Origin of the sequence: Azospirillum sp. A26 (assembly GCF_042604635.1) — a bacterium.
Lineage (GTDB): Bacteria > Pseudomonadota > Alphaproteobacteria > Azospirillales > Azospirillaceae > Azospirillum > Azospirillum palustre.
The window spans coordinates 2,788,550-2,807,906 of sequence record NZ_CP170472.1; the positions used below are offsets into that span (position 1 = coordinate 2,788,550).

The following is a 19,357-nucleotide window of genomic DNA, read 5'->3' on the forward strand; positions in this document are numbered from 1 at the left end:
GGGTCCCCGCCCTCTCCCAGGGCGGGAGAGGGTGACGGGCGCGCTTTGGCGCGCCGCCAAGGGGCATGCTGCCCCTTCGCAATCCCCTGGCAAAGGCTGGCGCCTTTGCTGCCCCCTCACCCTGACCCTCTCCCCAGGGGGGAGAGGGGATTGGGGGTGGTGCGGTGCGGGGCGGGCCGTTACCGCCCCCTCGGCTTCGCCCGCGCGGTCGGCTCCGCCTCCAGCGGGTTGTCGGGCCAGTAATGTTTCGGGTACTGGCCCTTCAAATCCGCCTTCACCGCCTTGTAGGCGTTGGCCCAGAAGCTCGCGAGGTCGCGGGTGACCTGGACCGGGCGGCGGGCGGGGGACAGCAGGTGCAGCAGCAGGGGCACCCGGCCGCCGGCGATGCGCGGGGTCTCGGCCAGGCCGAACATCTCCTGCAAGCGCACCGCCAGCACCGGCTCCTCGCCGTCATAGTCGATGGGGATGCGGGAGCCGCTCGGCACCTCGACGTGGGTCGGGGCCTCGGCGTCCAGGCGGGTCTTGAGGTCCCAGGGCAGAAGGGCGCGCAGCGCGCTCGACAGGTCGATGCGGTCCAGATGGGCGCGGCGCGACACGCCGTCGAGGAAGGGGGCCAGCCACTCCTCCAGACCGTCCATCAGGGCGGCGTCGGACAGGTCGGGCCAGTCGTAAGCGTCGCCCTCGCGGGCGCGCAGGAACATCACGCGGGTGCGCCATTTGCGCAGCTCGTCGGTCCAGGGCAGGCAGGTCGGGCCGAGCGCGCGGATGCCCTCGATCATCGCGGCGGTCATCGCCTCGGCCGGCGGCTTGGCCAGCTTCTCGTCCTTCAGGATCAGGGCGAACAGCATGCGGCGGCGCCGCGCCAGAACCGTCTGCTCGCGCGCGTCCCAGGCGACGATGGTCTCCGTGCGGATGTCGTCGGCGAAGCTCTCCTCCAGATCGGCCAGCGTCACCGGGGCGGCCAGGAAGATGCGCGATTCGCGGGCGGCGCCGTCGAGGTCGGCGATGGCGAGCCACTCCTCAGCCGACAGCGGCTCGGCCTGCTGGAAATAGGCGCCGCGCCCGCCCGACAGGCGATACTGTGCCGCCACGCCGCCCGGTTGGCCGCCGGGACGGTGCTGGCCGATGCGGTCGGGATAGGCGAGCGCCACCAGCAGGCCGACGGCGTTCGAGTCCATCGCGTCGTCGTCGCGCACGCCGAGCTGGCGGCGCCACTGCCGGGCCTGCTTCACCGCCTGCTGCGCCCCACCGCGGTCGACGCTGAGGCCGCGCGCCGCGCCCTGGCCGCCGCGCTCCTCGCCGCGCAGCAGATCGACACGCAGGCGCAGGTCGGCGTCGCGGAAGCCGGGTTGGCTGCGGACGATGTCGCGCTCGCCGAGCAGGGCCGCGACCAGACAGGCGAGCGCGCCCTGGCCCATCGCCTTGCCGGCCAGCATCATGTGGGCCAGACGCGGATGCACGCCGAAGCCGGCCATGCGGCGGCCGTGCGGGGTGATGGCGCCCGATTTGTCGAGAGCGCCGAGGCCGGTCAGCAGCTCGCGCGCCTGGGCCATCGCCGCTGTGGGAGGCTGGTCGAGCCAGGACAGGCTGGCGGGGTCGGACACTCCCCACACCGCAAGCTCCAGCGCCAGCGGGGCGAGGTCGGCGTCGGCGATCTCCGGCGTGGTGAAGGGGGCCAGCGCCTTGTGCGTCGCCTCCGGCCACAGGCGATAGCAGACGCCGGGCTCCAAACGGCCGGCGCGGCCACGGCGCTGCTCGGCGGAAGCCTGGCTGACCTTCACCGTCGCCAGACGGGTCATGCCGCCGCGCGGGTCGAAGCGCGGAACCCGCATCAGACCGCTGTCGACCACGATGCGGATGCCCTCGATGGTCAGGCTGGTCTCGGCGATGGAGGTCGCCAGCACGATCTTGCGCTGGCCGGGCGGGGTGGGGCCGATGGCGCGGTCCTGCGCCTCGGCCGACAGGTCGCCATAGAGCGGGGCGATGACGGTGTTCGGGCCGAGGTCGGACTGGTCGAGCAGCGACTGGACGCGGCGGATCTCGCCGACGCCGGGCAGGAAGACCAGGGCGTTGCCGGGCTCCTCGCGCAGCGCGCGGCGGACGGCGGCAGCCACCGCGTCCTCGATGCGGGTGCCTTGGGTCGGGGCATCGAGGTGGCGGGTCTCGACCGGGTAGGCGCGGCCCTCGCTGGTCACCATCGCGGCGGTGCCTTGCGCGTCCGCGAGAAGGGCGGCGACCGGGGCGGCGTCGAGCGTCGCCGACATCACGACGAGGCGCAGGTCGTCGCGCAGCGCGCCGCGCGCCTCCTGCACCAGGGCGAGGGCGAGGTCGCTGTCGATGCCGCGCTCGTGGAACTCGTCGAACAGGACGGCGCCGACGGCGGGAAGCTCCGGGTCCTCCTGAAGCTGGCGCAGGAACAGGCCGTCGGTCACCACCTCGATCCGCGTCTTCGGGCCGACCTTGGTGTCGAGGCGGACGCGGTAGCCGACGGTCTCGCCCACCGCCTCCCCCAGCATCGACGCCATCCGGCGGGCGGCGGCGCGGGCGGCGAGGCGCCGCGGCTCCAGCACCAGGATCTTGCGGCCCTTCAGCCAACCGGCCTCCAGCAGGGCCAGCGGCACGCGGGTGGTCTTGCCGGCGCCGGGCGGGGCCTGGAGCACGGCGGTGCCGCGGCTGTCCAGCGCCTCCAGGAGGGCGGGCAGGACGGGATCTATTGGAAGGGGCGGCAGGGCGGGGAAGGCGGGCTTGCTCATGGGGGGAGTCTGCTGCCGCGAACCGGAGCGAAAGGCAATGCTTTTCGGGCGCCGGCAGGCGCGGCACGCGCCAAAAGGTCGCAGGGGTGGGGGAGCGGGAGAGGGGTCGCGACCGATGGCCTTAAAAACTGTATGGTTTTGCCGTCGTCGGGCTTTTTCGCACCTCAAAGGGACCCATGACCGATATCCACGACGCCGCCCTGTTCCTCGCCCACGCCTGTGCGCTGGAGGAGGACGCCGCCAACCGCTTCTCCGACCTGTCGGAGGCGATGAAGACCTATGGCAACCAGGAGGTCGCGGCCTTCTTCGGCCAGATGGCGAAATTCTCGCGCCTGCATCTGGCCGAGGCGCGGGAACGGTCGGGCTTCCGCAAGATCCCCGATCTGGCGCCGGAAGACTTCCAGTGGCCGGACGGCGACAGCCCGGAAGCGGCCTCGATGGAAGGCTCGCACTATCTGATGACGGTGGAATACGCGCTGGAGCTGGCGCTCGACAGCGAGCGGCGCGGGCAGGCCTTCTACGCCGAGGTGGCGAAGACCACCACCGACGCCGAGGTCCGCATGATGGCCGAGGAGTTCGCCGCCGAGGAGGCCGAGCATGTCGCCCAGCTGGAGGTGTGGGCCAAGCGCTATCCGGCTTTGCAGGGGTAAGTGGCTTCCCCCTCTCCCCCCCGGGGAGAGGGTCGGGGTGAGGGGGATGCATGAGGTGAATTCAGTGGGGAGCGGGCAGTGGGCGATGCTTGGAAATCCTCGCTGTGCAACCCCCTCACCCTAACCCTCTCCCCGGGGGGGAGAGGGGATCTTGAGACGGGCCAGTCGCTTACTTTGACAAAGCGGACCAGTCGATCTCGTACACCTTGTCGGCCGGCTGGTAGGTCTTGAAGGCGGCGATCACGTCGTCGACGCTGACGCCGCCCGGCACGTTCTGGATTTCATAAACGACCGAGCTGCCGCTGGTCGGGCCGACGTCGGCGCTGCGGTGGGCCTGCGAGACCAGCCCTTCGCCGGCCTTCTTGATCATGATGGAAGCCATGCATCCGTCTCCTGTTGCGACTCGCCCGACGGCAAAACCATAAACAAAAAGTGGTTTAACCGGAAGGCGGAAAGAACGGCGACGTTTGCACTGCGTCATTTTGGGAGGGGCGCTCAGGGCAGGGAGGCGGCCTCCGTCACCGGAGCGCGGCCGGGCATGCGGTCGGGCTGAGCGCCGCGCAGCGCTCCGGCGATGCCGCCGGTCAGCCAGACCGAGAAGGCGTTGCGGCCGGTGGCGCTGGCCTGATCGCAGGCGGCGGTGGGGGCGGCACCCTCGTAGTCCTCGGGCTCCACGGCGCCGCCGCCGTAGTTCCACAAGGGCAGCGAAGCGGCGGTGGGCTGGGCAGATGGCTCGGCGGCCGAGGCGCTGGAGATCAGGCTGGGCACCTGCCGGGCTGGGCGGCTGTGCACCTCGATCAGGGCGACGCGGATGCCGGCGGCCCAGGCGCGGTCGATGAAGGCGCGGACCTGCCGCTCGGTGGCGGTGGAACCGGCGACGGCACCGGGCGCCCCGCCAGTCAGCCAGGCCGACGGCGTCGGGCCGCAGCCGCGCCGGTATTGCAGGGCCACCTGATCCTGCACATAGGTCTGGCCGCGATAGAGGCGCATCAGGCCGTTGCCGTAACGCTGCAGCTCGTCGACCGGGCCGCGGCTGGCGGTCAGCAGGTTGCGGTCGATCAGGATCAGCGTCGGCTTGACGGCGATCAGCCGGTCGAGCAGCGGCTCGAAATCGGCGAACTGGGCCTGACGGTGGACGATGCGCAGGAATTCCAGATTGGGCACGCCGCGCTCGGCGGCGACCTTCGCCATGCCGTGCTCGTCCAGCGTGGCGTCGCGCAGGGCGGTGTCGCCCAGCGCCACCACCATCACCGAATTGGGGAGGCGGGCGGCCCGCTCGGCAACCGTGTTGATGCGGTTCAGATTGTACCAGGCGAAGGGCTGGTCGTAGAGCATAGACCCGGTCCACAGCACCCCCAGCGCCGCCAGCCCGGCCAGCACCAGCGGTGCGATCAGCACCGTCCCCAGCACTCCCCAGCGCCGCCTGCCGCGCCTGGGCGTTTCCGCGGCGGCGGCTTCCCCGGCGTCGGGGGAAACGGATTGCGGTTCCGGGTGAAGCTCCTGCGGGTCGAGATGGGACATCGGGCGTCTCCGGGCGTGCTGCGGCTCCTCCCACAACGCGCGGGGGAGGCGAATCGACACGCGGTAATTGGGGGTATCCCCAAGGTCCCGGAACACCTCCGCCGCAGGGTCCCGGTTTGCCGAACGTGCCGTTTGTGTGTAGGCTCCGACCATGGAGGACGGCCTTGCCGCAGGGTTGGCCCCTTACAACAGGATTGGGCGATGAGCACCGAGATCCGCACCTTCAGCATTCCCGACGCCGCCGCCGAAGAGGCGCAGGCGGAGCTGTCCAGCTTCCTGCGGACGGTCGAGGTCCAGCGCATCGAAACCGCCTATGCCGACGGGGCGTGGCGCGTGCTGGTGCTGTTCACCGACCTCCGCCGCAAGGAGGAATCGCAGCAGATCGAGGCCGCCATCGCCGCGGCGCTGAACGGCTGGCGCGACAGGGCCGCCGCCCAGGCCGGGGTGACGCGCGACGCCATCCTGGCCGACGATCTGGTGCAGGAGATCGCCCGCTTCGCTCCCACGACGGAGCATGAGCTGTCGATCATCGTGAATGCCCGCGGACAGGCCATCTCGCCCCAGGGCGGCGAGATCGTGCAGGTGGTGCGCTCGACGCTGGACCTGCTGATCGATTGACCGGCTTGTTCTACTCCGGGACGAGCACCGGCGGAGTCCTATCCGATTCGGCAAGGCGGTGCACAGCCAAAAGCTGTGGCGGAACTGCCGTAAGCGTCAGTTGGTTCGGGCGGCTTGGTATGCCAGGATTTCCCCTTCACTGGCACCGGTGGATGGGATGGCTGTGGCTTCGAAGGATCATCCGAAACGTCGTGCCGCAGCACCGCACGTGGCTACGGCGGACGCGGTGTGGACCATGGTTCCGGACTATCGGAAGATGGCTCAGGAACTGGCCAAGCTGGGCGCGGAAGCCGCCCGGCGTGCCCGCATGACCGGCAACGGGCAGTACGACCGGCTCGCCCACACCCTGACCAGCCGGGCGGACGAGATCCTGGACGATCTGGAGCGCGGTCGGAAGATTTGACGGCGGGATTGGACGGTTGGGAAAAAGGAAACGGCGCCCGGAAGGGGCGCCGTTTTTTGTTTTCGCAAGTCTGCCGCAAGTCCGCCGGATGCCCCCTCGCCTCAACCCTCTCCCCGAAGGGAGAGGGGCGTGCCGGGGGCAATCGGCCTCAGACCCGGCTTCAGACCACCTTGGCGCCGTGCATGGCCGCGATCTGGTCCTTGCTGTAGCCGAGCTGGGCCAGGACCTCGTCGGTGTGTTCGCCGAGCAGCGGGGAGCCGGTGACCTCGACCGTCATGTCCGAGAACTTGATCGGGCTGCCGACGGTCAGGTACTTGCCACGCTGCTTGTGGTCGACCTCGACGACGGTGCCGCTGGCGCGCAGCGACGGGTCGTTGGCGATCTCCTTCATCGACAGCACCGGCGAGCACGGGATGTCGTACTTGCGCAGGATGTCGACGGCCTCGAACTTGGTCTTGTCCTTCAGCCAATCCTCGATGATCGCGAAGATGTCGAAGATCTTGTCCTGACGGGCGAGAGCCGTGTTGTAGGCCGGATCGTCGATCCACTCCTCGCGGCCCAGAGCCTTGCAGATCGGCGCCCAGGCATGGCCCTGGATGGTGAAGTAGATGTAGGCGTTGGGATCGGTCTCCCAGCCCTTGCACTTCAGAACCCAGCCCGGCTGGCCGCCGCCGCCGGCATTGCCGCCGCGCGGAACCACGTCGGTGAACTTGCCGTGCGGGTACTGCGGGTATTCCTCCAGGTAGCCGACGCGGTCCAGGCGCTGCTGGTCGCGCAGCTTGACGCGGCAGAGGTTCAGCACGCTGTCCTGCATCGACACGGCGACCTTCTGGCCCTTGCCGGTCTTGGTGCGGGCCATCAGGGCGGTCAGGATGCCGATGGCGAGGTGCATGCCGGTGTTGCTGTCGCCGAGAGCGGCGGCGGACACGGTCGGCGGGCCATCCCAGAAACCGGTGGTCGACGCGGCGCCGCCGGCGCACTGGGCGACGTTCTCATAGACCTTCAGGTCCTGATAATGGTGGCCGTCGCTGAAGCCCTTGACCGAGGCGACGATCATGCCGGGGTTCAGTTCCTTGATCTTGTCCCAGCTGAAGCCCATGCGGTCCAGCGCGCCGGGGCCGAAATTCTCGACCAGCACGTCGGATTCCTTGATCAGACGGGTCAGGACTTCCTTGCCCTCGGCGGTCTTGGTGTCCAGCGTCAGGGAGCGCTTGTTGCTGTTGAGCATGGTGAAGTACAGCGCGTCGGCATCCGGGATGTCGCGCAGCTGGCTGCGGGTGACGTCGCCGGCGCCCGGACGCTCGACCTTGATCACGTCCGCGCCGTACCAGGCCAGAAGCTGGGTGCAGGCGGGGCCGGCCTGCACGTGGGTGAAGTCGATGATCTTAATGCCTTCGAGCGGCTTGGTCATGACTGCAACACTCCCTTATTTCGCGTTGTTTCAGTTTGTCTGCTGGAGTCGATCTTCGGAGATCGGCCCTGATTCGATCTTCAGGGCCTGCTCCCGTGGTCCGCTCGCACTCAGCCGGCCGCAGCGACGCCTGATTGGGCGGCGGCTTCGAGGTCGGTGAGGCGGCGGCGCAATTTCCGCTCTTCGGTCCAGCGGGCGGTTTCGTCCCGCACCACGGCGACGATCCCGGTCACCGCACCGTCGGTCCCGCGCAAAAGCGCGACGGTGAAGGCGATCGACAGGCTGTGCCCGTCCTTGTGGACCGCCGGAACCCGAAGCAGGTCATGGCCGTAGCGGGTCTCGCCGGTGGCCATGGTGTTTTCGTACCCATCCCAATGACGCTGGCGCTGGCGTTCGGGAATGATGATGTCGAGCGACTTGCCCATCGCCTCGTCGGCAGTGAAGCCGAACATCCGCTCCGCCGCCGCATTCCACAAGGTGATGGCGCCGGCCGGATCGGACACGATGACGGCATCGCCGATCACCGCCACCAGCTGTTCGCAATCCACAACCGCGGGCGAACCCGCTGCTGTCCTCTCGTCCATGTCGATCTCCTTGGTGCCCGCCCCCTCTTGGATTGGGCACCGGGGGAGCCGGTGCGGCGCTGGCCCGTAAACCGCCGCCGCACTGACATTATCGATACGGTATACCAGATACCATATCTCTGGCAAGAGGATTTGAGCGCTTTGCGAACTGTTGTTTGCGCGAACCTTTTGGGGGAGGCGGCAAAAAGAAAAAGGGCGCCTTGCGGCGCCCCTTCAGGGTTCCAGGGGCGGATGGCCCCCGGCGGGTGGGTCAAGGGAGGGGCGGAGCCCTCCCTTGCCTCGTTAAGCCCGTTATGTCGGATCAGACGTCCAGCAGCAGGCGGCGCGGATCCTCGATCAGCTCCTTGATGCGGACGAGGAAGGTAACCGCTTCCTTGCCGTCGATGATGCGGTGATCGTAGGACAGCGCCAGATACATCATCGGGCGGACCTCGATCTTGCCGCCGACGACGACCGCGCGGTCCATCGTCTTGTGCATGCCGAGGATGGCCGACTGCGGCGGGTTGATGATCGGGGTCGACATCAGCGAGCCGTAGACACCACCGTTGGAAATGGTGAAGGTGCCCCCGGTCAGCTCGTCCATCGACAGCTTGCCGTCGCGGCCCTTCTTGCCGAGCGCGGCGATGGTGCCCTCGACGCCGGCGAAGTCCAGCTGGTCGGCGTTGCGCACCACCGGAACCACCAGACCCTGCGGCGTGCCGACGGCGACGCCGATGTCATAGTAGTTCTTGTAGACGATGTCGGTGCCGTCGATCTCGGCGTTGACGGCCGGGATCTCCTTCAGGGCCTGGACGGCGGCCTTGACGAAGAAGGACATGAAGCCGAGCCGCACCTTGTGGCGCTTCTCGAAATAGTCCTTGTACTCGGCGCGCAGGGCCATCGCCGCCGACATGTCCACCTCGTTGAAGGTGGTCAGCATGGCGGCGCTGTTCTGGGCCTCCTTCAGGCGCTCGGCGATGCGCTGGCGCAGGCGGGTCATGCGGACGCGCTCTTCCTGAGCGGCGCGCGGACGGTCGCCCTGGGTGCCGGCGGCCCACTGGACCTTAGGGGCCGGAGCCGGAGCGGCCGGCTTGGCGGCGGGAGCGGCAACCGGGGCGGCGATGACGTCGCCCTTGGTGATGCGGCCGTCCTTGCCCGAACCGGCGATGGCGGACGTGTCGACGCCCTTCTCGTCGGCCAGCTTGCGGGCGGCCGGGCCGGAGGCGGCGATGTTGCCCGGAGCGGCGGCGGCGGCCGGGGCGGCAGCCGGGGCCGGGGCGGCGGCGGGAGCCGGAGCAGCGGCCGGAGCGGCGGCGGCCGGGGCGGCGGCAGCGCCGGCGCCTTCGGTGAGGACGCCCAGCAGGGCGCCGACTTCGACGTTCGCACCTTCCGCGGCGACGATCTCGGCCAGCACGCCGGCGGCCGGGGCGTTCACCTCGAGCGTGACCTTGTCGGTCTCCAGCTCGACCAGCGCCTCGTCCATGGCGACGGCCTCGCCGGCCTTCTTCAGCCAGCGGGCGACCGTCGCCTCGGAGACGGACTCACCCAGCGTGGGGACCTTGATTTCGGTAGCCATTTCTTATTCCTCGTTCGTCTTCTTGTTCGCTTGGGTGAGGGTCAGCGGACCGTCAGGGCTTCATCCAGGAGCTTGGCCTGCTCCTTGTTGTGGCGCTTCAGCAGGCCGGTCGCCGGCGAGGCGGTGGCCGGGCGGCCGACATAGGACGGGCGGCCGGCCTTGTGGCCGACGTCCTTCAGCACGGCTTCCAGGCGGCGGTCGGCGAAGAACCAGGCGCCCTGGTTCTCCGGCTCTTCCTGGCACCAGACCAGCTCGGCGTTCGGATACTTGGCGAACTCGGCCGCCAGCGCATCCTTCGGGAACGGGTAGAGCTGTTCCAGGCGCAGGATGACGACGTCCTTGATGCCGCGGCTCATGCGCTCCTGCAGCAGGTCGTAATAGACCTTGCCGGAGCAGACGACGATGCGGCGGATCTTGTCGTTGGCGGCCAGATCGTTGGCGGTCTCGCCCAGCACGCGGTGGAAGGTGCTGCCCGGACCCATCTCCGACAGGTCGGAGATGCACAGCTTGTGGCGCAGCAGCGACTTCGGCGTGAACAGCACCAGCGGCTTGCGGAAGCTGCGGCGGATCTGGCGGCGGAAGACGTGGAACAGGTTGGCCGGCGTCGTCACGTTGCAGATCTGCCAGTTGTCCTCGGCGCACATCTGCAGGAAGCGTTCCGGACGGGCGGACGAGTGTTCCGGACCTTGGCCCTCGTAGCCGTGCGGCAGCAGCAGCACCAGGCCGGACATGCGCAGCCACTTGGACTCGCCCGACGAGATGAACTGGTCGATGATGGTCTGCGCGGTGTTGGCGAAATCGCCGAACTGCGCTTCCCACAGCACCAGATTGTGCGGTTCGGCCAGCGAATAGCCGTATTCGTAGCCGACGACCGCGGCTTCCGACAGCGGGCTGTCATGGACCTCGAAGGTCGCCTGGTCCGGGCTGACGTGGCAGAGCGGGACGTACTTCTCTTCGGTGTTCTGGTCGTACATCACCGCATGGCGGTGCGAGAAGGTGCCGCGGCCGGAATCCTGGCCCGACAGGCGGACGCCGGTGCCCTCGGCGACCAGCGTGGCGTAGGCCAGCGCCTCGGCGGTCGCCCAGTCGATGCCCTCGCCGGTCTCCAGCGTCTTCTTCTTGGCTTCCAGCTGGCGCGCGATCTTGGAATTGATCGCGAAGTCCTTCGGGTACTCGCAGAGCTTGAAGCCGATCTGCTTCAACTTGTCGAGCTCCACGCCGGTCTCGCCGCGGTGGGCGGTGTTGGCGCCCTGCGCCTCCAGCCCGGCCCACTTGCCTTCCAGCCAGTCTGCCTTGTTCGGCTTGTAGGTGCTGGACGCCTCGAACTCGGCCTCAAGCTTCTTCATGAAGTCCTGGGTGATCTGGTCGCCCTCGGACTGGGTGATGACGTTCTCCGCCACCAGCTGCTTGGCATACAGCTCGCGCGTGGTCGCGTGGGAGCGGATGTTCTTGTACATGATCGGCTGGGTGAAGCCCGGCTCGTCGCCCTCGTTGTGGCCGTGGCGGCGGTAGCAGACCATGTCGATCACGACGTCCCGCTTGAACTTCTGGCGGAACTCGATGGCGATGCGGCTGACATGGACGACGGCTTCGGGATCGTCGCCGTTCACGTGGAAGATCGGCGCCTGCACCATCTTGGCCATGTCGGAGCAGTACACGCCCGACCGCGAATAGGTCGGGTTGGTGGTGAAGCCGATCTGGTTGTTGATGATGAAGTGCATGGTGCCGCCGGTGCGGTAGCCGCGCAGCTCCGACAGGCCCAGCGTCTCGGCCACGATGCCCTGGCCGGCGAAGGCGGCGTCGCCGTGGATCAGCACGCCCATCACCTGCTCGCGCTCGAGGTCGCGGCGCTGCTGCTGCTTGGCGCGCACCTTGCCCAGCACGACCGGGTTGACCCATTCCAGGTGGGACGGGTTGGCGGTCAGCGACAGGTGGACGATGTTGCCGTTGAAGTCGCGGTCCGACGAGGTGCCGAGATGGTACTTCACGTCGCCGGAGCCCTGGACGTCCTCGGGGCTCGACGGGTTGCCCTGGAACTCCGAGAAGACGGCGGAGAAGGGCTTGCCCATGAAGTTGGTCAGCATGTTCAGACGGCCGCGGTGGGCCATGCCGACGACGGCCTCCTTAAGGCCGAGCTGGCCGCCGCGCTTCAGGATCTGCTCCAGCGCGGGGATCATCGACTCGCCGCCCTCAAGGCCGAAGCGCTTGGTGCCGGTGTATTTCAGCTGCAGGAACTTCTCGAAGCCCTCGGCCGCGGTCAGCCGCTCCAGGATGGCGCGCTTGCCGTTCACCGTGAAGTCGGTGTGGTTGCGGCCGCCCTCGATGCGCTCCTGGATCCAGGCCTTTTCTTCCGGGTCCTGGATGTGCATGAACTCGACGCCGATCGTCCCGCAATAGGTCTTGTGCAGGATGTCGAGGATCTGGCGCAGCGTCGCCGTTTCCAGGCCGAGCGAGTAATTCAGGAAGATCGGACGGTCGAGGTCGTCCGGGCCGAAGCCGTAGGTCGCCGGATCCAGTTCCGGGTGCGGCTCGCGCTTCTCAAGACCCAGCGGGTCGAAATGCGCATTCATGTGGCCGCGGACGCGGAAGACGCGGATCAGCATCAGGGCGCGGATGCTGTCCAGCGTGGCGGCGCGCAGCTGCTGCGGGCTGATGCCGCCATAGACCTGCTGGGTGTGGGACAGCATGGCGCCGTTGCCGGGGCCGTTCATCGCCGCGGCGGCGCCGTTCGTGGCAGCGCCGTTGGGGGTGGCGACGATGAAGCTCTCGGCGACCGGGTCGCGCTTGGCCTTGGGGTCCTCCAGATCGGACACGGTCCAGGACGCGCCGCGCAGCTCGTCCAGGACGGCGCGCGAATCCTCGTCCAGATCCTGGAAGAAGCTGTTCCAGCTGGGATCGACGGCGGCCGGGTTGGACAGGTAGCTGGCGTAGAGCTCGGCGACGTAACCGGCATTCGAGCCGAAGAGGAACGAGGTCTGTTCCAGATTTGCCGACATGGTTTCACCTCGGGCCGTGAGCCCGATTCCCTGTGGGAGATGATCGCGAGTGATGAAGGGGGCGGGAGATCGATGGATACCCATGTGCAAGAACCGGCGAGGGGAGCCGGTGGGATGCGAGGTGGGATGCCGTACGCACCGCCGACGCTTGCATATGGGTTCCCAGGACCAACCGTCCAAGAGGATAGGCCGAAGGGGCGGCGGGCGGGGCACCGCAGCGTCCCGCCCGTCAACCTCTTCGAAAGGCGTCCTCTTTTCAAAGGCCTGAGGCCGCGGGCGTCACGTCGCCGTGACGCCCGCAGGCGATCAGCCCTTGAACACCTTCAGCATGGTGGAGCCCAGGCTGGCGGGGCTGTCGGCGACGGCGATGCCGACCGACTTCATGAAGTCGATCTTGAAGTCGGCGGTGTCGTTGCCGCCGGAAATCACCGCGCCGGCATGGCCCATGCGGCGGCCCGGAGGAGCCGTGCGGCCGGCGATGAAGCCGACGACCGGCTTCTTGGTGCCCGAGGCCTTGATGAACTCGGCGCCGCGGACTTCGGCGTCGCCGCCGATCTCGCCGATCATGATGATGCCCTCGGTCTCCGGGTCCTTCACGAACAGCTCCAGGCTGTCGACGAAGTTGGTGCCGTTGACCGGGTCGCCGCCGATGCCGATGCAGGTGGTCTGGCCGAGGCCGGCCGCCGTGGTCTGCGCGACGGCTTCATAGGTCAGCGTGCCGGAGCGCGAGACGATGCCGATCTTGCCGCGCTTGTGGATGTGCCCCGGCATGATGCCGATCTTGCACTCGTCCGGCGTGATGATGCCGGGGCAGTTCGGGCCGATCAGGCGGGTCGCCGAGCCGTTCAGGGCGCGCTTGACGCGGACCATGTCGAGCACCGGGATGCCTTCGGTGATGCAGACCACCAGCGGGATCTCGGCGTCGATGGCTTCCAGGATCGCATCGGCCGCAAACGGCGGCGGCACATAGATCACGGAGGCGTTGGCGCCCGTCTTCTCGACCGCCTCGGCGACGGTGTCGAAGATCGGCAGGTCGAGGTGCTTGGCCCCGCCCTTACCCGGCGTGACGCCGCCGACCATCTTGGTGCCGTAGGCGATGGCCTGCTCGGAGTGGAAGGTGCCCTGGGCTCCGGTGAAGCCCTGGCAGATCACCTTCGTGTTCTTGTCGACGAGAACAGCCATGTTACGCGGCCTCCTTCACGGCCTTGACCACCTTTTCGGCGGCATCGGCGAGGTTGTCGGCCGAGAGGATCGGCAGGCCGGATTCGGCCAGGATCTTCTTGCCCAGATCGACGTTGGTGCCTTCCAGGCGCACAACCAGCGGAACGTGCAGGTGCACTTCGCGCGCCGCGGCGACCACGCCCTCGGCGATCACGTCGCAGCGCATGATGCCGCCGAAGATGTTGACCAGGATGCCTTCGACGTTGCTGTCGGACAGGATCAGCTTGAAGGCCGCGGTGACGCGCTCCTTCGTGGCGCCGCCGCCGACGTCGAGGAAGTTGGCCGGCTCGCCGCCATACAGCTTGATGATGTCCATGGTGGCCATCGCCAGGCCGGCGCCGTTGACCATGCAGCCGATGTTGCCGTCGAGCTTGACGTAGTTGAGGCTGTGCTTGGCGGCCTCGATCTCCGACGGATCCTCTTCGGCCTCGTCGCGCAGCTCTTCCACGTCCTTGTGACGGAACAGCGCGTTGTCGTCGAAGTTCATCTTGGCGTCGAGCGCCAGGATGTCGCCCGAGCCGGTGACGATCAGCGGGTTGATCTCGACGATGGCGCAGTCCAGGTCCACGAAGGCCTTGTAGGCGGCCTGGATGAACTTGGCGGCGGCGCCGACTTGCTTGCCTTCCAGCCCCAGCGCGAAGGCGACCTTGCGGGTGTGGTAGCCCTGGATGCCGGTGGCCGGGTCGACCGCGACCTTGATGATCTTCTCGGGCGTGTTGTGGGCGACCTCTTCGATCTCCATGCCGCCTTCGGTCGAGGCCATGATCGTCACGCGGCCGGTGGCGCGGTCGATCAGCATGCCGAGGTACAGCTCGCGCTTGATGTCGGCGCCTTCCTCGATGTAGAGGCGTTTGACCTCGCGGCCTTCCGCGCCGGTCTGCTTCGTCACCAGGACGCTGTTCAGCATCTCGGCGGCGTTCTTGCCGACCTCCTCGATCGACTTGACGACGCGGACGCCGCCCTTGCCCTCGGGGTTGTTCTTGAAGCGGCCGGCGCCGCGGCCACCGGCGTGGATCTGGGACTTCACGACCCAGACCGGACCGCCCAGCTCGCGGGCGACCGTCTCGGCCTCCTGCGGGGTGTAGGCAACGCCGCCGCGGGGAACCGCGACGCCGTACTTCTTCAGCAGGCTTTTCGCCTGGTACTCATGGATGTTCATCGGGCGTCCATCTGTTTTTTGTTTCGGCTGACGAGAACGGGTCGACTGAAGGACAAGACGGGCGCACCACCGGCGTCCACCCGGCCCGGACAGGGGCCGGGCAGACGCCGGAGACCGCGCGATCCGTTCTTTAGGAAGCGGCCTTCTCGGCGTCCAGCTTCTTGACGACGTCGACCAGCGTCTTCACCGCGGCGACGGAGTTCTGGAACATCGCCTTCTCTTCGTCGTTCAGCTCGATCTCGATGATCTTCTCGACGCCGCCGGCGCCGATGATCGTCGGGACGCCGACGTAGAGGTCGTCCTGGCCGTACTGGCCGCTCAGGTGGGCGGCGACCGGCAGAACGCGCTTCTGGTCCTTGAGGTAGGACTCGGCCATCTGGATGGCGGACGCGGCCGGGGCGTAGAAGGCCGAGCCGTTGCCCAGCAGCTTGACGATCTCGGCGCCGCCGTCACGGGTGCGCTGAACGATGGCGTCCAGCTTCTCCTGCGTGGTCCAGCCCATCTTGACCAGATCGGGCAGCGGGATGCCGGCGACGGTGGAGTAGCGCACCAGCGGGACCATCGTGTCGCCGTGGCCGCCCAGCACGAAGGCGGTGACGTCCTCGACCGAGACGTTGAACTCTTCGGCCAGGAAGTAGCGGAAGCGGGCCGAGTCGAGCACGCCGGCCATGCCGACCACGCGCTCCGGCGGCAGGCCGGACGCCTGCTGCAGCACCCACACCATCACGTCGAGCGGGTTGGTGATGACGATGACGAAGGCGTTGGGGGCGTGCTTGCCGATGGCCTCGCCGACGGTCTTGCAGACGCCGCTGTTGATGCCGATCAGGTCGTCGCGGCTCATGCCCGGCTTGCGCGGGATGCCGGCGGTGACGATCACGACGTCGGCACCCTCGATGGCCGAGTAGTCGTTGCCGCCGGTCAGGCTGACGTTGTAGCCCTCGACCGGGGCGGCCTCGGCGAGATCCAGAGCCTTGCCGGCGGGGGTGCCGGGGACGATGTCGAACAGGACGACGTCGCCCAGTTCCTTCTGGGCAGCGAGCAGAGCCAGCGTGCCGCCAATCTGGCCGGCACCGACGAGCGCAATCTTCTTGCGAGCCATGGAGCGTTCCCTAAAACGTTTGAGCGTCCCCCATTCAGCGGGAGACTAGAACCGTTGGTCATTCTAACGTCTTAGGGATCCAGCGCCCCGAGATTTCGGAAGCGTAGGTAGCGCGTTTTGTCGCGGAGGGCAAGCATGACCGCAAGCGGAGCATTGCAGCGTTGCGTCGCACCCCCGATGATCCTTTCCAAACGCCGGAGCGTTGGGCTTTATACGTATGGTTCGCGTCCGGTCCTTACCTTGTTCGAATATGGTCGAAGGAGAGCGCAGATGGCCAAGCTCGTGGCCCGTTTCATTCCCGGTCTGACCATGTCGCTGGCGCTTGCCGCCGGTGTCCTGGGGGCCGGTGCAGCCCAGGCCCAGACGGTCGGCGACTACACCGCCGCCATGGCCGCCGCCCCGATCACAGACCCGGCGGCGGAGGCCAGCGCCGCCTATTGCCGGCCGCTGACCAATTACGTCTACACCTCGATCCCCGACAACCAGCGCTCCAGCTGGGTGATGCCGCTGGTGACGTTGGACGGGACGCAGTCGGCGGAGATCTCCGCCAAGCGCGACGCCTGCCTGAAGGTGCGCCAGCAGGCGCTGATCGCCTTCGACGCCGGCACCGGCGAGCAGATCGTCACCCCGGCCGAGGCGATGGAAGGCCCGACCGACCGCGGCCCCTATTACAAGGAGCCGTCGCCCGACGCCCCGATCCCGCACACCGGCCGCGCCACGCCGCGCCAGCCGATGCCGCGCGGCGGCGTGCAGTAAGGCTGAAAACAGTCAGGGCCCGACGCCGTAGCGTTCCAGGTGGCGGGCCATCTCGGCGGCGGACAGCGGGAAACCGCTGCCCTGCCGGGCGTTCAGCATCGCCCGCGGGTGGATGCCGGCGGCGCGCGCCTGGATCTGCATGGCGCAGCGCATCGACAGGCCGGCGCGCCAGACCAATGCTGTGACCGCCTGCGGGTCGTGGGCGTCGAGGATCAAATCCACCACCTCCGGCGCCACGCGGGCGCGCAAGGTCAGCGCCGCGCGCACGAAGCCGGTCTCGTTCCAGGACATCGCATCGCTGAGCGCCGTTTCGTCGAGCTTCCCCTGCCGGTGCAGACGGACGGCGCGGCGTTCCGGCGGTTCTGCCGAGTCGGGCGCCTCGGCCCAGTCGATGCGGCGGCGGGTGGTCGCGGCGATCTCCGCCACCGTGGCGTCGTCGAGATCGCCGCGGCGGCGCAACGCCTCGACCACCGCCAGATCGACGAAATCGGCCAGCCGCAGCGCCAGCCGGCGGGGCAGGGCCGGGCGGCGGGCCAGCTTCTCCCGCCAGTCGGGATGGTGGGCCGACTGCTCCACCAGCGCTTCCAGAGTGGGTTCGGCGATCACCGCACCGCTGTTGTCGAGCAGGATGCCGGTCGCCTCGGCATGGCCGCTGCCGGCGATGGCGTCGGACAGGGCGGCACCGATGCTGTGGCGCCGGGCGATGGCCGACAGCGCCCAGCCGGCGGGGGCGGCGGCGACGATGTCCAGCAGGTCCTCGTCGCCGAGCGCCGCACAGCAGCGCAGCACCGGCTCCGCCACCGTCCGTTCGACATCGCGCGCCAGCGTCGCCACCACCGAGGGCGGGGCGCAGGCGATGTCCTTGATCGCCGTCGCCAGCGCCTCGCGGACGCGGACGATGTGGTCGCGGGCCAGCTGCTCCAGCGCGCGGGTCGCGACGGTGCTGACGGTGTCGGCCCCGCCCGGCGGCAGGTCGGGCAGCAGCCGGCACAGCTTGCGGGCCAGGGTGGAGCGCACGTCGGCATCGCCCATGCCGGCCAGCCGCGATTCGACCAGAACGTCGCCGACCTGACGAGCGATGCCGCGTCCGGGCCGGGGCGCGGCAGCGGGGGGCGGTTCCCGCACCGGGGCTGGCGCTGACGTTGGTTCCGGCGACTCGGCGAACAGATAGTCCATCAGCTCGGGCGCGACGCCGCACTCCGTCTCCGGCGGGAGATGGGCGGAAGGGTGGGCCGAGGGACGGGACGGGGAGCGCCGGGCTGTCACCGGACCTGAAGCCTTGTGGTTGGGCCGCGGCCGGAGCGGAGCGGCAGCTGTGGGATCATGCGAACCATCGAAACGCCCCCCTGGTTAACGGCCCCCTAATTCGGCGGCGGTGCGGCCTGTGACATCCGGCCCGTGACATCCCACACGTTTGGCGGCGGACCTCAGCGCCGCTTGGCCGCCGGGGTGCTGCCCAGCATGCTGCGCTGCGCCAGCATCGGCCGCGGCATCTGCCGGCCGCCCAGCACGCGGACCGGCACGGACTGTTCCAGCCGGTGCTTGTCGAACTGGTCGAAGATGCGCAGCAGCGCCTCCGCCGTGCCCTCGCCATACTGGATGTCGGTGCGGGCGCGGCCCAGTTCCGTGCGCAGCCCGTCGCGCAGCCGGCCGAACAGCGCGTCGAACAATGTCTGGAAATGCTCCTCGGCGAAGACGAAATGGCGGTCGCGCAGCTGGTCGGTCATCCGCCGCATGAAGGTCTGGCGCTGCTGGTGGAACTGCCGGAAACGCAGCATCACCCGGATGAAGGGCGTGTCGGCCAGCACCGCCAGCGTCTCCTCATGCGCCAGCCGCTGCCAGACCTCGCCATCGCGGTCGGTCCCCAGCCGGTTGAACAGGGCGATGACGCTGGCGTTCATCGCTTCCCATTCCTTTTCGTAGAACAGGGCGGTCAGGGTCGATTGCAGGCCGGGAAGGATCACCTGGGGAAAGCTGGCGCCGGTGATCGGATCCATGCTGTCGGGCAGCCGGCTGCGCAGGGCCGAAACCATCAGGCGGGTGACGAAGTCGCGGCGGCGCCCGCCGGCCCCGATCTGCGGCGGCTCTTCCCCGAGTGTTCCGGTGCCTCCGCCGCAGCCCCCGCAGCTCGACGCCGTGCAGGATTGACAGATCGAGGCGAACAGCGGCAGCACCGACGGCCAGTGCGCCATCATCAACCCCATGGCGCGGGTGAATTCCTCGCGCGACAGGACGCCCTTGGCGGTGAATTGCGGCTCCAGCGCCTCCTGAAAGGTGCTGACCAGAGCCTGGGCCGTGCGATGGTGGCGTTCGAACGGCGGCTGATCGGCGGTCATCCCACGCCCTCCCTCCCGGTTCATCCCAGCCGGCCGGCATGTGGGCCGGACGCGGTTACCGGAACAATTTATCCGGCATTTTATCTAATCCGGCTGTGACGGCCATCACAGGGCGGGGCCGGGGCAGGGGGAAGGGAAGGGGCGTTGCGGGCAAAAAAAGGGCCGCGTCCCAATTGGGCGCGGCCTTTAGTCTAGGGAGGAAACGCACTGCAAAATGCAGTAACGAGGCGGAGTTTAAGCCCACAGCCGTGTTAGCGGTACCACGGTTTTCGTATTGGTGCGGTGCGACATCCGC

General features: G+C 68.5%; 16 protein-coding genes. 4 read left to right on the forward strand and 12 right to left on the reverse strand.

Going from position 1 to position 19,357, the window contains the following annotated elements:
* Positions 1-179 precede the first annotated feature (179 nt).
* A complete protein-coding gene (gene hrpB, locus ABNQ39_RS13960; RefSeq protein ID WP_376958132.1) occupies positions 180-2,753 on the reverse strand; it encodes an ATP-dependent helicase HrpB in 2,574 nt (857 codons plus the stop codon).
* Between the two features lie 176 nt (positions 2,754-2,929).
* Between hrpB and ABNQ39_RS13965 the strand changes: the two genes are divergently transcribed.
* A complete protein-coding gene (locus ABNQ39_RS13965; protein WP_109049693.1) occupies positions 2,930-3,403 on the forward strand; it encodes a ferritin-like domain-containing protein in 474 nt (157 codons plus the stop codon).
* Between the two features lie 169 nt (positions 3,404-3,572).
* Here the strand turns inward: ABNQ39_RS13965 and ABNQ39_RS13970 are convergent, their stop codons facing one another.
* Both ABNQ39_RS13970 and ABNQ39_RS13975 read right to left on the reverse strand, forming a co-directional pair.
* A complete protein-coding gene (locus ABNQ39_RS13970) occupies positions 3,573-3,785 on the reverse strand; it encodes a hypothetical protein (protein WP_174475085.1) in 213 nt (70 codons plus the stop codon).
* A 113-nt stretch (positions 3,786-3,898) separates the two neighbouring features.
* Entirely contained in the window at positions 3,899-4,924 is a 1,026-nt protein-coding gene (locus ABNQ39_RS13975) for a hypothetical protein (RefSeq protein WP_376958133.1), read from the reverse strand.
* 201 nt (positions 4,925-5,125) lie between these two features.
* Between ABNQ39_RS13975 and ABNQ39_RS13980 the strand changes: the two genes are divergently transcribed.
* Together ABNQ39_RS13980 and ABNQ39_RS13985 are read left to right on the forward strand one after the other, a co-directional pair.
* On the forward strand, positions 5,126-5,542 hold the full coding sequence (locus ABNQ39_RS13980; protein WP_376958134.1) for an HRDC domain-containing protein: 417 nt from the start codon (positions 5,126-5,128) through the stop codon (positions 5,540-5,542).
* A 256-nt stretch (positions 5,543-5,798) separates the two neighbouring features.
* The gene (locus ABNQ39_RS13985) at positions 5,799-5,945 is read left to right on the forward strand and encodes a hypothetical protein (protein WP_376958135.1); all 147 of its coding nucleotides are present in this window, start codon (positions 5,799-5,801) and stop codon (positions 5,943-5,945) included.
* Positions 5,946-6,105: 160 nt separating this feature from the next.
* Here ABNQ39_RS13985 and frc read toward each other — a convergent pair whose 3' ends face one another.
* The 7 genes from frc to mdh form a co-directional block, all read right to left on the reverse strand.
* The gene (gene frc, locus ABNQ39_RS13990) at positions 6,106-7,356 is read right to left on the reverse strand and encodes a formyl-CoA transferase (RefSeq protein WP_376958136.1); all 1,251 of its coding nucleotides are present in this window, start codon (positions 7,354-7,356) and stop codon (positions 6,106-6,108) included.
* A gap of 110 nt (positions 7,357-7,466) precedes the next feature.
* Entirely contained in the window at positions 7,467-7,940 is a 474-nt protein-coding gene (locus ABNQ39_RS13995; RefSeq protein WP_376958137.1) for a PAS domain-containing protein, read from the reverse strand.
* A 301-nt stretch (positions 7,941-8,241) separates the two neighbouring features.
* Positions 8,242-9,495, reverse strand: coding sequence for a 2-oxoglutarate dehydrogenase complex dihydrolipoyllysine-residue succinyltransferase (gene odhB / locus ABNQ39_RS14000; protein WP_376958138.1), 1,254 nt, complete (start codon positions 9,493-9,495; stop codon positions 8,242-8,244).
* A 41-nt stretch (positions 9,496-9,536) separates the two neighbouring features.
* Entirely contained in the window at positions 9,537-12,491 is a 2,955-nt protein-coding gene (locus ABNQ39_RS14005) for a 2-oxoglutarate dehydrogenase E1 component (RefSeq protein WP_098740660.1), read from the reverse strand.
* A gap of 306 nt (positions 12,492-12,797) precedes the next feature.
* Positions 12,798-13,673, reverse strand: coding sequence for a succinate--CoA ligase subunit alpha (gene sucD / locus ABNQ39_RS14010; RefSeq protein ID WP_174475078.1), 876 nt, complete (start codon positions 13,671-13,673; stop codon positions 12,798-12,800).
* 1 nt (position 13,674) lies between these two features.
* The gene (gene sucC, locus ABNQ39_RS14015; RefSeq protein WP_174475077.1) at positions 13,675-14,871 is read right to left on the reverse strand and encodes an ADP-forming succinate--CoA ligase subunit beta; all 1,197 of its coding nucleotides are present in this window, start codon (positions 14,869-14,871) and stop codon (positions 13,675-13,677) included.
* 130 nt (positions 14,872-15,001) lie between these two features.
* Positions 15,002-15,970 carry a malate dehydrogenase gene (gene mdh / locus ABNQ39_RS14020; RefSeq protein ID WP_376958139.1) on the reverse strand — a complete coding sequence of 323 codons (969 nt, stop codon included), beginning with the start codon at positions 15,968-15,970 and terminating at the stop codon, positions 15,002-15,004.
* Positions 15,971-16,240: 270 nt separating this feature from the next.
* Between mdh and ABNQ39_RS14025 the strand changes: the two genes are divergently transcribed.
* Positions 16,241-16,726 (forward strand): hypothetical protein, encoded by a 486-nt coding sequence (locus tag ABNQ39_RS14025; protein WP_098740657.1) that lies wholly within the window; start codon positions 16,241-16,243, stop codon positions 16,724-16,726.
* Between the two features lie 12 nt (positions 16,727-16,738).
* Here ABNQ39_RS14025 and ABNQ39_RS14030 read toward each other — a convergent pair whose 3' ends face one another.
* Entirely contained in the window at positions 16,739-17,902 is a 1,164-nt protein-coding gene (locus ABNQ39_RS14030; protein ID WP_376958140.1) for a DUF2336 domain-containing protein, read from the reverse strand.
* A gap of 251 nt (positions 17,903-18,153) precedes the next feature.
* Positions 18,154-19,062 carry a hypothetical protein gene (locus ABNQ39_RS14035; RefSeq protein WP_376958141.1) on the reverse strand — a complete coding sequence of 303 codons (909 nt, stop codon included), beginning with the start codon at positions 19,060-19,062 and terminating at the stop codon, positions 18,154-18,156.
* Positions 19,063-19,357 lie beyond the last annotated feature (295 nt).

Bases quoted from the DNA above. Each gene is read 5' to 3' on its own strand.
- sucD (WP_174475078.1), bottom strand. From the start codon at position 13,673: ATGGCTGTTCTCGTCGACAAGAACACGAAGGTGATCTGCCAGGGCTTC.
- ABNQ39_RS13985 (WP_376958135.1), top strand. From the start codon at position 5,799: ATGGCTCAGGAACTGGCCAAGCTGGGCGCGGAAGCCGCCCGGCGTGCC.
- mdh (WP_376958139.1), bottom strand. From the start codon at position 15,970: ATGGCTCGCAAGAAGATTGCGCTCGTCGGTGCCGGCCAGATTGGCGGC.
- ABNQ39_RS13970 (WP_174475085.1), bottom strand. From the start codon at position 3,785: ATGGCTTCCATCATGATCAAGAAGGCCGGCGAAGGGCTGGTCTCGCAG.
- odhB (WP_376958138.1), bottom strand. From the start codon at position 9,495: ATGGCTACCGAAATCAAGGTCCCCACGCTGGGTGAGTCCGTCTCCGAG.
- ABNQ39_RS14030 (WP_376958140.1), bottom strand. From the start codon at position 17,902: ATGGACTATCTGTTCGCCGAGTCGCCGGAACCAACGTCAGCGCCAGCC.
- sucC (WP_174475077.1), bottom strand. From the start codon at position 14,871: ATGAACATCCATGAGTACCAGGCGAAAAGCCTGCTGAAGAAGTACGGC.
- ABNQ39_RS13965 (WP_109049693.1), top strand. From the start codon at position 2,930: ATGACCGATATCCACGACGCCGCCCTGTTCCTCGCCCACGCCTGTGCG.
- ABNQ39_RS13980 (WP_376958134.1), top strand. From the start codon at position 5,126: ATGAGCACCGAGATCCGCACCTTCAGCATTCCCGACGCCGCCGCCGAA.
- ABNQ39_RS13975 (WP_376958133.1), bottom strand. From the start codon at position 4,924: ATGTCCCATCTCGACCCGCAGGAGCTTCACCCGGAACCGCAATCCGTT.
- ABNQ39_RS14005 (WP_098740660.1), bottom strand. From the start codon at position 12,491: ATGTCGGCAAATCTGGAACAGACCTCGTTCCTCTTCGGCTCGAATGCC.
- ABNQ39_RS13995 (WP_376958137.1), bottom strand. From the start codon at position 7,940: ATGGACGAGAGGACAGCAGCGGGTTCGCCCGCGGTTGTGGATTGCGAA.
- hrpB (WP_376958132.1), bottom strand. From the start codon at position 2,753: ATGAGCAAGCCCGCCTTCCCCGCCCTGCCGCCCCTTCCAATAGATCCC.
- ABNQ39_RS14025 (WP_098740657.1), top strand. From the start codon at position 16,241: ATGGCCAAGCTCGTGGCCCGTTTCATTCCCGGTCTGACCATGTCGCTG.
- frc (WP_376958136.1), bottom strand. From the start codon at position 7,356: ATGACCAAGCCGCTCGAAGGCATTAAGATCATCGACTTCACCCACGTG.
- ABNQ39_RS14035 (WP_376958141.1), bottom strand. From the start codon at position 19,062: ATGACCGCCGATCAGCCGCCGTTCGAACGCCACCATCGCACGGCCCAG.